Source organism: Photobacterium sp. 2_MG-2023, from assembly GCF_030547675.1.
Classification (GTDB): Bacteria; Pseudomonadota; Gammaproteobacteria; order Enterobacterales; family Vibrionaceae; genus Photobacterium; species Photobacterium arenosum.
On the sequence record NZ_JAUOQQ010000021.1, the window covers coordinates 71,554 to 84,347 of the forward strand.

Annotated in this window: 11 protein-coding genes; 2 read left to right on the forward strand and 9 right to left on the reverse strand. The window is 52.3% G+C overall.

Going from position 1 to position 12,794, the window contains the following annotated elements:
- Positions 1 to 180: 180 nt before the first annotated feature.
- Positions 181 to 1,917, forward strand: a complete 1,737-nt coding sequence (locus tag Q4491_RS16115; RefSeq protein WP_218386160.1) for a BCCT family transporter — start codon at positions 181 to 183, stop codon at positions 1,915 to 1,917.
- Between the two features lie 82 nt (positions 1,918 to 1,999).
- Here the strand turns inward: Q4491_RS16115 and gcvA are convergent, their stop codons facing one another.
- From gcvA to Q4491_RS16135, 4 genes are all read right to left on the reverse strand, one after another.
- Positions 2,000 to 2,926 (reverse strand): transcriptional regulator GcvA, encoded by a 927-nt coding sequence (gcvA, locus tag Q4491_RS16120; protein WP_192016257.1) that lies wholly within the window; start codon positions 2,924 to 2,926, stop codon positions 2,000 to 2,002.
- Positions 2,927 to 3,186: 260 nt separating this feature from the next.
- On the reverse strand, positions 3,187 to 3,981 hold the full coding sequence (gene menH, locus Q4491_RS16125) for a 2-succinyl-6-hydroxy-2,4-cyclohexadiene-1-carboxylate synthase (protein ID WP_303458901.1): 795 nt from the start codon (positions 3,979 to 3,981) through the stop codon (positions 3,187 to 3,189).
- On the reverse strand, positions 3,971 to 5,752 hold the full coding sequence (menD, locus tag Q4491_RS16130) for a 2-succinyl-5-enolpyruvyl-6-hydroxy-3-cyclohexene-1-carboxylic-acid synthase (RefSeq protein ID WP_303458904.1): 1,782 nt from the start codon (positions 5,750 to 5,752) through the stop codon (positions 3,971 to 3,973). The genes menH and menD overlap by 11 nt, the downstream gene beginning before the upstream one ends.
- Positions 5,752 to 5,919 carry a hypothetical protein gene (locus Q4491_RS16135; RefSeq protein ID WP_192016254.1) on the reverse strand — a complete coding sequence of 56 codons (168 nt, stop codon included), beginning with the start codon at positions 5,917 to 5,919 and terminating at the stop codon, positions 5,752 to 5,754. Before Q4491_RS16135 ends, menD begins: the two co-directional genes overlap by 1 nt.
- 255 nt (positions 5,920 to 6,174) lie before the next feature.
- Here Q4491_RS16135 and Q4491_RS16140 point away from each other — a divergent pair, with 255 nt between their 5' ends.
- Positions 6,175 to 6,411 carry a hypothetical protein gene (locus tag Q4491_RS16140; RefSeq protein WP_192016253.1) on the forward strand — a complete coding sequence of 79 codons (237 nt, stop codon included), beginning with the start codon at positions 6,175 to 6,177 and terminating at the stop codon, positions 6,409 to 6,411.
- A 101-nt stretch (positions 6,412 to 6,512) separates the two neighbouring features.
- Here the strand turns inward: Q4491_RS16140 and Q4491_RS16145 are convergent, their stop codons facing one another.
- From Q4491_RS16145 to Q4491_RS16165, 5 genes are all read right to left on the reverse strand, one after another.
- Positions 6,513 to 7,964 carry a bifunctional 2-methylcitrate dehydratase/aconitate hydratase gene (locus Q4491_RS16145; protein WP_303458909.1) on the reverse strand — a complete coding sequence of 484 codons (1,452 nt, stop codon included), beginning with the start codon at positions 7,962 to 7,964 and terminating at the stop codon, positions 6,513 to 6,515.
- Between the two features lie 83 nt (positions 7,965 to 8,047).
- The gene (gene prpC, locus Q4491_RS16150) at positions 8,048 to 9,235 is read right to left on the reverse strand and encodes a 2-methylcitrate synthase (RefSeq protein WP_192016251.1); all 1,188 of its coding nucleotides are present in this window, start codon (positions 9,233 to 9,235) and stop codon (positions 8,048 to 8,050) included.
- Positions 9,236 to 9,453: 218 nt separating this feature from the next.
- On the reverse strand, positions 9,454 to 10,323 hold the full coding sequence (prpB, locus tag Q4491_RS16155; RefSeq protein ID WP_303458915.1) for a methylisocitrate lyase: 870 nt from the start codon (positions 10,321 to 10,323) through the stop codon (positions 9,454 to 9,456).
- A 54-nt stretch (positions 10,324 to 10,377) separates the two neighbouring features.
- Positions 10,378 to 11,058: a GntR family transcriptional regulator gene (locus Q4491_RS16160; protein WP_225445219.1), complete on the reverse strand. Its 681-nt coding sequence runs from the start codon at positions 11,056 to 11,058 to the stop codon at positions 10,378 to 10,380.
- A 588-nt stretch (positions 11,059 to 11,646) separates the two neighbouring features.
- Positions 11,647 to 12,573 carry a DMT family transporter gene (locus tag Q4491_RS16165; protein WP_303458917.1) on the reverse strand — a complete coding sequence of 309 codons (927 nt, stop codon included), beginning with the start codon at positions 12,571 to 12,573 and terminating at the stop codon, positions 11,647 to 11,649.
- Positions 12,574 to 12,794: the final 221 nt, after the last annotated feature.

The following is a 12,794-nucleotide window of genomic DNA, read 5'->3' on the forward strand; positions in this document are numbered from 1 at the left end:
ACTTCTATCCGCCGGACTGATAATGCCCAGACCCTGTTATTGATAAAATTAATGTTCCATGATCTGAGCTCATTCATGGATGACAAATAATCAGTTGAAACGTCTTTCCGCACTCTCTACTCTTCAAAAAATTAACAAGAACGTAACAACACTGAGCAGCACGCACTGAGAGGGATGTTTATGAGAGCAACATCAGGGATACTGAAAGGGCTAAACCCTACTGTTACGATCGCGTCAAAAGTTGTCGTGATAGGGTTTGTGCTTTTCTGCGCTATCCTCGCCAACCAGGCAGGGCAATATTTCGAAACCATTTCCAGCATTTTATTGCAGAATATGAAGTGGTTTTATATTGGTCTGGTGTCCTTGGTTGTCGGGTTTCTTATTTATTTAATGATCAGCCGATACGGCCATATCCGGCTCGGCAAAGACAATGAAAAGCCGGAGTTTAGCTATTTGTCCTGGGTGTCCATGCTGTTTTCTGGCGGCATGGGAATCGGACTGATTTTCTGGTCAGTCGCCGAACCAATGTGGCACTATGCTGACAATCCTTTTACTGAAGGACTGACCAATCAATCTGCCGCCACCTCAATGCAACTGACCTTCTTTCACTGGGGTTTACACCCATGGTCAGTGTTTATCATTGTGGCTTTAGCACTGGCCTATTTTTCATACCGTAAAGATCTCCCCTTCACACTCCGTTCTATTCTGTACCCTTTAATCGGCAATCGAATTTACGGCCCCATCGGCCACACTGTCGACATTTTAACGGTTGCGGTTACGGCATTTGGTATTTCCCAAACACTGGGTATGGGAGTGATCCAGATTAACTCTGGGTTGAATCAGGCATTTGGCATCGACATCAGTCTGGGGACCCAGCTGGTGATTATTGTCACTCTGTGTACCTGCGCGGTGGCATCCGTTCTGTCCGGCATTGGCAAAGGCATCCGGCGTCTTTCAGAATGGAATATGTTGCTTTCGCTGCTACTGGTAGTGATCGTTCTCTATATTGGCCCAACGCGTTACATTCTGAACACCTTGCTGGAAAGTACTGGCGCTTATGCGCAGAATATTATCGGCATGAGCCTGTGGAGCGATGCGCAAAATGACTCTGGCTGGCAAAACTGGTGGACAGCCTATTACTGGCCGTGGTGGATGACCTGGGCACCGTTTGTTGGCATGTTTGTCGCTCGGATTTCAAAAGGACGCACTATCCGCGAGCTGATAGGCGGGGCATTAATCGTACCTACCCTGATCACCTTCCTGTGGATCTCGGTTTTCGGCGGCGCAGCACTAAAAGTCGAGCAGGACGCTCGCATTGCCCATCAGGAGCAAACTGTCGTTGCAGCCGCGCAGCAGACCAATCAAACACCATCCACCGCTTTCACAGGCGGACCGATTCTGGATGCAACCAAAGCAGATACCACTCGAGCCTTATTTACCCTGTTCGATAACCTGGATACGGGTTTATTTGGCAAGCTGTTGAGCGTTCTAGCCTGTGTACTGCTTGGCACCTATTTTATCACCTCAGCGGATTCAGGCACGCTGGTGTTGTGTACCCTTGATGCAGCCGGTGACAGTGAGCCACCGACTTTGATCAGAATACTCTGGGGAATAATGATTGCAGTCATCGCCGCTGTCTTGCTCTATGCTGGTGGACTGAAGGCCATGCAAACGGCATCAATCATCGCTGGCTTCCCGATTGCCATTTTCATCGCCGTCATGAGTATGACTCTGTTTCACTGTCTGCGTCGTGAACCCAAACCCTGGGCAATGCTTCCGGAGCATGTTCACCCTGAACAGGAAAAGCTGGACGGCCCGGTCGAACCACTCGTTGAACCAAAATCCCCCCTGAAAACAGACACAACACCAGCGGCGCAATCAGAAGGGGCAACCCACCAAAAACCCTTATTGTCTTAAAGCACCAGCGAAGCTAATCCATTCAAAAGCTGGAACCTGAGTTCCAGCTTTTTTTGTTCAACTGAGCGTGGATAAAATCCTTTTAGATCAAACCCTTCTCACCGACTTCATCCGGGAGTTGATGCAATAACCACTCGCGAAAGCGCTTCACGCTCGCTGGCATCACCCCCCTGCCAATGGGCTCCAGCATCGAGAAATTTGATTCAGTCGACAACACTTGCTCCACTGGCCTGACTAAGGCACCACTTTGTAAGTAATCATCCACCAATGAACCCCATGCCAGTGCGATACCCTGCCCATTAATAGCCGCCTGCAACAACATTGGATAATTGTTAATATTCATCCGGTTTTTAGGTGTGATATTTGGCAGCCCCACGGCATGAAACCACTCCTCCCAATTCACCCAGTCTCTTTGTGACTCCTCCAGCAAGAGCAAGGTTTTGCTGAACACATCTTCAGGCTCGGTCGGATGACCGATTTTCTCAAGGTATGCCGGGCTGCAGACCGGAAAAACCTCTTCAGCAAACAAGGTGGTGACGTGCATGTCGGCTGGTGGTGTGCGGCAATAGAAAAGCGCTATATCGCAATCGAGCCGCCGTAGGTCCTGAATGTTATCAGATGCTAAAATCCGCAAATCTATGTCATCATGCGCATTCTGAAATTCAGCGACTTTAGGAAGCAGCCACAGTGCCGCCATCGCATTGGTTGTCGCCACCGTGATTTTATGGTCGCCCTGCCACTTCTTCACTTCGCCAGTGACTTGGGCAATATCCAGCAACGAATGGCTGATCGACTGATAATACTGAAGTCCTGTCGGTGTCAGGTAAATACTCCTGCTTGCGCGTGTAAACATCGCTGTGCCAAGGTATTCCTCCAGTTGGCGAATTTGTCGGCTAATTGCACCTTGAGTCACATTCAGTTCGTCAGCTGCCAGGGTAAAACTCAGGTGCCGGGCCGAAGCTTCGAAGGCAACTAAGCTGTTTAGTGGGGGAAGCGGTTTGATTCTCATTCTTTTTCCAGTCAGACTTGTTCTGAAATTCTTATAATGCTCACATAATTCATCCGTTAATATTTCAATATTAAGGATAGAACGACGTGAGGAACGCTTGTCTATTCTGGGCAAAAATCAGTAAACAACAATTAAAATAATCAAAGACAGAGACTTAAATCATAGATAATTAAATCCAGAATAAGAACACTCTGTCCATTTCACAATGGAAAGGAAAAGCAAGCTGTGCGGTACTGAATATCGTCATCCTCACTCTCAGATCACAATGTCATTTCAAGGGACTGATTCAGCTGACGCCTGAGCGCCATCGCAAAAGCCTGCGGTTGTTCTTTATGGGCGTTGTGTCCGGCATCGGCGATACAGCTTGCCGGCACCCGGCTGTCATTCGCCATTCGTGAAAATTTGCTGTCGTGTCCGCCGTAAAAGTAATGCAGTGGCACGTGCTGCGACTTGAGCGCATCCGCCAGGTAAGCTTGCCGGGCCAATGACGTCGCGAGCAGCATGGCGGCAACACCGGCCCCGAGATTATCACTGCGGCAATTAAGCATACTTTGTTTTTGCACATGATTAAGCGAAGCAAAAACAGGTTGCTGATACCAGTCGGCCAACACCGTACCGACAGGCTCACGGCGGAACCGGCGGGCCCAGCGACAGTCCAGTCGCCACCGCACCATTTGTTCCTGTTTGGAAGTCAGACCAAAGTGACCGCCTTCCACCGCCAGCAGCCGGATATTCAGCGGTGCAAACAGGCCGTTGGCCACTCCGTGCATGGCGATACGGGCGCCCAGTGAGTAGCCCGCCAGCACCAGGGGACGGGCCGCCAGCTGATGCTGGATCAGGGTATCGCGAACCTGTCCCGCGGCCTCATCCAGAGAGTGACAGACAACAGCGCGGCTGCCGCCATGACCGGGCAAATCCAGCCCGATACAGGGATAGGCTTGCAGCCACTGAGTGCAGTCAAGCCAGTCTGCTCCGCTGCCCAGCAGGCCATGGAGAAACACCAGTACCGGACGATCCGGCTGATCGCTCCGGGTTAGAAACCGGCTACAGAGCATGCAAATCTCTGATGAACTGACTGAGCTGCTCGCCGGCTTCTCCCGGCGGCGTCTGAATCTCCACCAGTAGCGCGCCTGTCCCGGCAAGCAAATGCTCATTCACAACCGTTTGATAAGCAGACAGTGTCGCGGTTTTACAATACGCCAACCCAAACTGACGGGCAGCATGTTCGAACTGATAGCCATGCGGCATCTGGTACAGATGCTGTTTACTGTCCGGCGGGACAGGCAGCAGATCAAAAATGGCACCGCCGTCGTTGTTCGTGACGACGATGACCACAGGTGTTTTACTGTGGGTCAATAACGCCAGCGAGTTCAGATCATGCAGCAGCGAGGTATCGCCCAGCAGCAAGATTAAAGGACTGCCGCTGGCACGCTGCACCCCTGCCGCAGCGGCAACCAGCCCGTCAATACCCGAAGCGCCCCGGTTAGTGTAAACAGCCCGCCCGTTAACTACGGTAAACATGTCGACCAGCCGGGCAATCAGGCTGTTACCCAGAAAGAGGCTCGCCTGCTGGCCTCTGAGGCTCAGATCCATCGCCAGTGCCAGCTCCGACATTGCACCACAGGCCGCTAAATAGCTGCCGACTCTGGCATGAACCTGCAGCGCCGTCTGCCGCAGTGCCTGTCGCCACTGCGGATCATGTCCCTTGTGCTGCTGAAGCTGTTGTGACTGCTGATGCATCTGTCCGGGCAGCGGATCATCAGCGGCGGTATTTGCTAACGCTGCCAGGGCCATGTTTGCCCAGTCAGCAATACTCGCGACAAAATGGCGTTGCGGCAGGTGGTCCGGATTGTGGCGCGCCCTGTCGGCCGATACATACCAGTAATCGCCCTGCCTTTCACTGGCCTGCCGGGCAATCCACTGAGTCAGGCGCTTAGAAATCAGGCGCGAGCCAAACTGGAGGATCAGATTGCACTCATTCAGCGGCGCGGCCAGCTCGTCAACCTGCAGCCAGAGATCGTAATGCGCCCAGTCACTGCCGATCCCCGACTGCGGATCACACAGCAGCGGGCATTCCAGCGCTGCCGCCAGTGCGGCCACCGCCTGCGCGTCCGAAACAGACATGCCACCGGCGATAATGACCGTCTTTTTGCTGCGCAGCGCCTGAATATCATCAGGCACAGTGACCCGTGCAGGCTGAACAGACACACAGGTATAAGGCTGTTCCATACTTCGCCAGTGAGCGAGCAATCCTGTGTAATAGCACGATTCATCCGGCGGGTCAGGCGAATACAAAGGCTCCGGAAACGGGCAGTTTATGTGCACCGCGCCACCCTGCTGGTGCTGGCGAAATAACAGCTCATCTACCGATGTCAGCAGCCAGCTTAACGGGACAGACACAGAAGGGCAGGGCAAATCCAGGCTGGCGGTCACATGAGAAGAGAAGATTCCCGGCTGGCAGATCGCCTGATTGGCGCCGCAGCCGATCAATTCGGCAGGCCGGTCGGCGGTCAGCAACACCAGCTTTTCACCGGTCAGCCCCGCTTCAACCACAGCCGGTAACAGATTGGCCACGGCGGTGCCGGAGGTTACGATAACCGCCACAGGCTGGTCGCTGGCTTTGGCCATACCGAGCGCAAGAAAGCCCAGGCCACGCTCATCAAAATGGGTATGCAGATTCAGTACCGGATGCGCGGCGGCTTCCAGCGCCAGTGGTGTCGAGCGTGAACCGGGGGCGAGACAGATCTCAGTCACCCCCAGGCGGGACAATTCTTCGAGCAGGGTACGCGCCCAGATCCGGTTCAGGTGAGCCTGTTCTCCAATCATCAGGCCACCTCAGACACTTGTGTGACGGCGGAGAAATCTTCGATTAATGCCAGCAAGCCCGACACGTCAGACAGAGCCGCCAGCGGCTGTCTCAGCCGGGCAATACCTTCCGGTGCCGTGTGAACACGTTCAATAAGCACACTGGCCGTCTGACAAAAATGCAACACCTTGACCTCGCAGAGCAAAATAGGACATCAGCCGAACTCAGCCCGCATTCTACTGCTCAGTCAGCTGCCCTGAGATGCACCAGATCAATATTGTTCTCATTTTTTATCGTGAACCATAAAGAACCTGAGTACAGAGACTTGAAGTTCGCTTTTTCGCCCTTATATCAATAGCCAAAGAGCCATTAGCCTTACTTTCAGTGCGTTTATTTTTTTGAGGGATGACAGGAAAACTCCTGCCTGTAAATTGAGGTGAGCATGCTGACGCAACTACCCAGACTGCATCTGGAATTAACAGAGTGCAGCCCAAGATCCAATAATACCAACCATCAGACATTGGCGCCGCCACACTGGCCGATGAGTCAGGCCTTTCCGGCAATGCCGGTGACAGACAGCACGTTTCGGTTACCCACAGTGAAGTTTGTGATCCTGGTATCTGCTGAGTATGTACTTGAACAATTGAGAAAAGCCATTTCCCAGCCCGTTCTTCACTGATGCGCAGCCTTATCTTGTGTGATCATACGATTAAGAGCAGACAAAAAAACCGGCGATCAATACGCCGGTTTCTGTTACAGACGGGCAATTCCACATTGTGATCAGTTTATGGCAAACATCGCCATAAACTCATTCACCGGGGTGGCTTCCAGCTTGGCCTGATCACTGCAGAGCTCAACAATCTTATCGCTCATGCCCTGCGGGAAGCGGGTCAGCAGGTTGCGTCTGAACTTACGCTCCAGCACAGGAATGCCTTCTTCACGGCGACGACGGTGACCAATCGGGTACTCGACCGAGACCTTCTCGGTGCTGGTGCCATCATTGAAGAAAATCTGAATAGCATTGGCAATCGAGCGTTTGTCTGATTCCAGATATTCGGCGCTGTAACGCTTATCTTCAATGATTTCCATTTTGCTGCGCAGCACATCAATGCGGCTGTCGCCACAGTGGAAGTCATCTTCATAGTGCTCTGCAATCAGATCGCCGTGAATCAAAGGCACAGCAATCATGTACTGCAGGCAGTGATCGCGGTCGGCAGGGTTGGCGAGATCGCCGGATTTGGAAATAATGCGAATGGCAGATTCGTGCGTGGTCACTTCGATACGTTCGATGTCATCCAGACGGTTCTTTACCTGATCATGCAGTGTTACCGCACATTCTACCGCTGTCTGGGCGTGGAACTCTGCCGGGAAAGAGATCTTAAACAGCACATTTTCCATCACATAGCTGCCAAAATCCTGATTCAGCCTGAACGGCTGGCCGTTGAACAGCACATCGTAATAACCCCATTTAGGTGCGGTCAGCACAGACGGCAGACCCATTTCGCCTTTCATGGTGATCATCGCCAGACGAACGGCACGGGAGGTGGCATCACCCGCGGCCCAGGATTTACGGGAGCCGGCATTCGGCGCATGACGATAGGTGCGCAGCGCACAGCCATCGACCCAGGCCTGAGACACGGCATCTATAATCTGATCGCGGTTTCCGCCCAGCATCTTAGTCACCACAGCCGTTGATGCCACACGCACCAGCAACACATGATCCAGACCTACGCGGTTATAGCTGTTTTCCAACGCCAGTACGCCCTGAATTTCATGGGCTTTGATCATGGCGGTCAGCACGTCGCGCATGGTCAGCGGCGCTTTGCCTTCCGAAACAGCAACACGGCTCAGGTAGTCAGCCGTGGCCAGAATACCGCCCAGGTTGTCGGACGGATGGCCCCATTCTGCGGCCAGCCAGGTGTCATTGAAATCCAGCCAGCGAATGATGCAGCCGATGTTAAACGCAGCGGTGATCGGGTCCAGCTCATGGGAGGTTCCCGGTACACGCGCGCCGTTCAGTACTGTCGTACCCGGCACTGTCGGGCCCAGGTGCTTGGTGCATTCAGGGAAGCGCAGTGCCAGCAGGCCACAGCCCAGGGTATCCATCAGGCAGTTACGGGCGGTGTTATAGGCCTCGGCTGAGGTAACTTCGCTATTGGCCACATAATCGGCAATTTTTACCAGCAGTTCATCCGGCTGCGGGCGTTCATTCAGTTCAACGTTGAGGCTCATTCATCTTTCCTTTTACTTCTGAGTCGTTATTAGTCTGTGTAGTTAATCCTCCCCTGTTGGCGGGGAGGTAAATAAGTTAACGGCTAGACGCGTTGGTCTATCGGCAGCCAGTCCTGATGATCCGGGCCGATATAATCTGCACTCGGCCGGATGATGCGGTTATTCTCACGCTGCTCATACACATGCGCGGCCCAGCCGGTGACGCGGCTCATGACAAAGATCGGCGTAAACAACTTGGTGGGAATGCCCATAAAATGGTACGCCGAGGCATGGAAAAAGTCCGCGTTGGCAAACAGGCCTTTTTCGCGTTTCATCACCGCTTCCACCCGCTCAGACACCGCGTATAAATGGGCGTCACCGGCATCGGCCGACAACTTACGTGCCCACTCTTTGATGAGCGCGTTACGTGGATCTGAGTCGCGATAAATTGCATGACCAAAGCCCATGATTTTGTCTTTGTTCGCCAGCATAGTGAGGATATTGCTTTCCGCTTCGTCCGGGGTTTTCCAGTGTTCGATCATCGCCATCGCCGCTTCATTCGCTCCGCCGTGCAGCGGGCCGCGCAGGCTGCCGATCGCCGCCGTAATGCACGAATGCAGATCAGACAGCGTGGAAGCGCAGACACGAGCGGTGAAGGTCGAAGCATTGAACTCATGCTCGGCATAAAGGATCAGCGAGCAATGCATAACCTGCTTATGCAGTTCCGACGGCGTCTTACCGGTCAGCATTTCCAGAAAATATCCGCCGGTACAATCCTGTTCAGAACTGGCGGTATCGATGCGCACACCGTCGTGGCTGTAGCGGTACCAGTAGCAAATGATGGCAGGCAGCATAGCCAGTAAAGTGTCGGTTTTGTCTGCCTGCTGGCTGAAATCCGTTTCCTGATCCAGGTTACCCAGCATGGAGCAGCCGGTACGCATAACGTCCATTGGGTGCGCCTGTGCCGGAATCGCTTCCAGTACGGTTTTCAATGCATCGGGCAGGCCGCGTTTAGCTTTCAGTGTCGCTTTGTACTGATCCAGCTCAGCCTGGGTCGGCAGTTTGCCTTTCAGCAGCAGATAAGCCACTTCTTCGAACTGGGCATTGTGCGCCAGATCCGTGATGTCATAGCCACGGTATGTCAGGCCGGTACCGGTTTTACCCACGGTACACAGTGCGGTGCTGCCGGCACTCTGACCGCGCAGACCTGCCCCGCCCAGTGGCTTGTTGAGTGAACTGTCCTTGTTTGCCGTGTTTTCTTTGTCCGCTGTCACTGATTGTGTCGCAGTCATTACAGGCTCCTTTTGTTACTGGTCGTCACGTTATTGGATTGAGACGCTGACTTCGTACGCCTTCTCTTCTTCTGTTGCATGAATTCTTTCTGTCCCTCCCCCTTTTCAAGGGGAGGCTATGAGGGGGTTACCGGACACAATTTCTGAATCTGCGCACACCATACGAACCCCACCCTAACCCTCTCCTTGCCAAGGGGAGGGAATATCCGCGCATGTTGTCACTGTCCGCTGAACAGTTTGTCCAGCTTTTGCTCATATTCATGGTAGCCAAGATAATCATAAAGCTCTTCACGGGTTTGCATCTGCTCAACCACGTTGCGCTGGTGGCCGTCTGTCATCAGATGCTGATAGACATTCAGTGCCGCTTTGTTCATGGCACGAAATGCTGACAGTGGATAAAGCACCATGTCGACACCCTGCGCGGCCAGCTCTTCGCAGGAAAACAACGGCGTTGCACCAAACTCTGTGATGTTTGCCAGCACGGGCATTTTTACCGCATCAACAAACTGGCGATACTGCTCGAGCGAAATCATGGCTTCCGGGAAAATCATGTCGGCACCGGCTTCAACACAGGCAATGGCCCGCTCGATCGCAGCATCCATCCCTTCAACGGCCAGCGCATCGGTACGGGCCATGATGACAAAGCTGTCATCCTGACGGGCATCAACTGCCGCTTTAATGCGATCCACCATTTCAGCCTGACTGACAATGGCTTTATTCGGACGGTGTCCGCAGCGTTTCTGCGCCACCTGATCTTCCATATGTACCGCGGCGGCACCGGCCCGCTCCATTTCGCGAATGGTGCGGGCAATATTGAATGCACCGCCAAAACCGGTATCAATATCCACCAGCATCGGCAGGTCACAGGCGGCGGTGATCCGGCGCACGTCTTCCGTCACATCATTCAGAGTAGTGATCCCCAGATCCGGCAGGCCATAAGAGGCGTTGGCGATCCCGCCACCAGACAGGTAAATAGCCTGGTGACCCACCTGCTTTGCCATCATGGCGCAGTATGGATTGATCGTACCCACCACCTGCAGCGGGTGGTTATCTGCAACAGCCTGACGGAAACGCTGTCCTGGCTTCATAACTTGCTCCTTGTTGTTGTAAGAATTATCCGGCAGAACGCATTCTGCTGAGTATCAGTCCTTTTTTAACTGACTTTCGATCAGTGTTCTGCTGCGCATTATGTGGCGACGCATCAGCATTTCAGCCAGTTCGCCGTCGCGCTCCTTTATCGCTGCCAGAATCTGTGTGTGCTCGTTCAGTGCCCGCTCCGGACGTGAATGCGAACGCGGTGATTGATAGCGGTACATACGCAGCAAGTGATAAAGCTCATCGCACAACAAGCTGATTAACTTGCTGTTTCGACTGGCTTTGATGATCCGGTAGTGGAAATCGAAATCACCGTGCTGATGAAAATAGGAGGCACCCTCGACCTGCTCAATATGGGTCTGATGGGTTTGCAATAAGACTTCCAGCCCGGCAATTTCTTCATCAGTGATTTTTTCACAGGCCTGACGCGCCGCCATACCTTCCAACGCTTCCCGCACCGCATAGATTTCAGCCAGTTTCTGCGGGCTGAGTGCAACGACCCGGGCGCCGACATGGGGAATGCGCTCGACCAAACCCAAGGCTTCAACCCGCATCATGGCTTCACGCAGCGGGCCGCGGCTAACGGCAAACTGGCGGGCCAGTTCAGGTTCAGATATCTTGCTGCCGGCAGGAAAAACCCCGGTGACGATGCGCTCTACCAGCACTTCCAGCAAACTGTTGGATTTGGTCGGCTCTTTTACAGCGTCAGCTTTACCGCTCACAGTCATCGTGGGATCTTGCACATTGTCTACAATACCAATACTCACAGTTCTCTCCAACCTCCCAACCAACCAACATTGTCAACAATACTTAATCAACAAGGAAAAAATAGACCTATAAAAGATAAAAAACAAGCCAATTGTTAACAAAAAGTAAATCTGGATGAATAGAATTGTCGACAATGTGAGGGAGATCGACGAGAGAAAATAGAGAAAGGAAAAATGGGCATGGTAAACCCTGAACGGCTAACCCAGCTGTGTTAACAATAGTGCATTTTCGCAAACAGACCGCAAAATAACCGGGAAAAGCGCGACCGATAAAAAATCATCTCCAATCCGGGCCGTTAAACAGACGGAGCACCTCCGCTCTTAATCACATTCTAAGGCTTGAAAAGTCAGAGGTTGATAGGTCTGGCACGCTGTTCAATATGCTTTTCCAGCGATAAAAACCACTCCGGCAGAAAAAGCACCTCGGCCAGGACGAACAAGGAAATACTAACAAAGCGCGTGTGTACACTGCGCTTTGAGGCAACAAAAAACAGCCAGTCTGAGGCTGGCTGTTTGATCTGTAGTGTATGCAGATAAGAAGAGGAAAGTTTACCGGGTCGAGTCCGTCGCCACTTTTCGCTTACTCAGTGATTTCAAGGTGGACAGCTTCACTTCATGGATCAGAATCGCACCCAAAATGCAGCCTCCGCCCAGCATTTGCATCGGCGAGACTAACTGACCTAAGAAAATAAAACCCAGCATCAAAGCAAAAATAGGCTCCGAAAGCTCAACCAGCTGAACCGTCTGGCTTTTTAATATCGTCAGGGACTTAGTCGTGCACCAGAAGCCGCCTATGGTGGGCAGCAGCGCCAGCAATAAGAGGGTTAACCAGACATCGCTTTCAACACCAACAAAGCCCGACATGGAAAAGGGAACAAACAGATACACCACACCAAACAGCAGCAGGCCGCCAACCGGAACTAACCCGCCGCCAATGTTCAGTTTCTTATTCAGCACCAAAAACAGCCCGTAACCCACACCCGCCAGTACCGCAAACACAAAACCGGTATTATCCGAACTGGCGATGTTCTCATTTTCCATGAAGATCAGGTACAAACCCAGTACCGCGAACAGTACCGACATCCATTCCTGCGCCACCAGGTTTCGCCTTTCAAACAGCGCATTGGCAAAAAATGTTACCAGCGTAGAGACACCAAACAGCAGGAAGACCACCACAGCAACGTTCAGTGTTTCGTAGGACGCCGTTTCAAAAAAATACAGCATGAAAAAGCCAAAGAAACTGCACACAGACAAGGCTTTCCACTTGGTTTTTACGTAAGAAAGCAAGGTAGCGATTTGTCCGGTGGCAGCCAGTAACACCACAATGATCAACAAAGCAACGACGCATTTATAAAATGCCACGGCTTCCGGCGAGAGGCCCGACTGAAACAGGTTAACACTCAGTATGCCAACCATGCCGTTAAAAAAAGCGGCAAGCAGTGCCAGAATGACACCAAAGGTATGTTTTCTATCCATGAAGTTTCTCTGTGTGTAGGGAAGAGAGAATGCCAATTCGCCATTGAGCCAACTGACGTCAATGTTGCATGCTGGTATCAGGCTACTATCAATGATGTTACGCATCAATATGAATATTAAACAAAAACGCCATCAGCTGGCTGCCTGATCTGATCCAATACTTTTGGACACCGCGTTAAGTGAGTAAAATGACTTATCGAGGTGAATATGACAATCAAGAA

What these genes read in the sequence shown, in the direction of transcription:
- gcvA (WP_192016257.1), bottom strand. Translation starts at nt 2,926, where the DNA reads ATGAGAATCAAACCGCTTCCCCCACTAAACAGCTTAGTTGCCTTCGAA.
- Q4491_RS16140 (WP_192016253.1), top strand. Translation starts at nt 6,175, where the DNA reads ATGCTGACGCAACTACCCAGACTGCATCTGGAATTAACAGAGTGCAGC.
- Q4491_RS16115 (WP_218386160.1), top strand. Translation starts at nt 181, where the DNA reads ATGAGAGCAACATCAGGGATACTGAAAGGGCTAAACCCTACTGTTACG.
- prpB (WP_303458915.1), bottom strand. Translation starts at nt 10,323, where the DNA reads ATGAAGCCAGGACAGCGTTTCCGTCAGGCTGTTGCAGATAACCACCCG.
- Q4491_RS16145 (WP_303458909.1), bottom strand. Translation starts at nt 7,964, where the DNA reads ATGAGCCTCAACGTTGAACTGAATGAACGCCCGCAGCCGGATGAACTG.
- Q4491_RS16165 (WP_303458917.1), bottom strand. Translation starts at nt 12,573, where the DNA reads ATGGATAGAAAACATACCTTTGGTGTCATTCTGGCACTGCTTGCCGCT.
- Q4491_RS16160 (WP_225445219.1), bottom strand. Translation starts at nt 11,058, where the DNA reads ATGACTGTGAGCGGTAAAGCTGACGCTGTAAAAGAGCCGACCAAATCC.
- menH (WP_303458901.1), bottom strand. Translation starts at nt 3,981, where the DNA reads ATGCTCTGTAGCCGGTTTCTAACCCGGAGCGATCAGCCGGATCGTCCG.
- menD (WP_303458904.1), bottom strand. Translation starts at nt 5,752, where the DNA reads ATGATTGGAGAACAGGCTCACCTGAACCGGATCTGGGCGCGTACCCTG.
- prpC (WP_192016251.1), bottom strand. Translation starts at nt 9,235, where the DNA reads ATGACTGCGACACAATCAGTGACAGCGGACAAAGAAAACACGGCAAAC.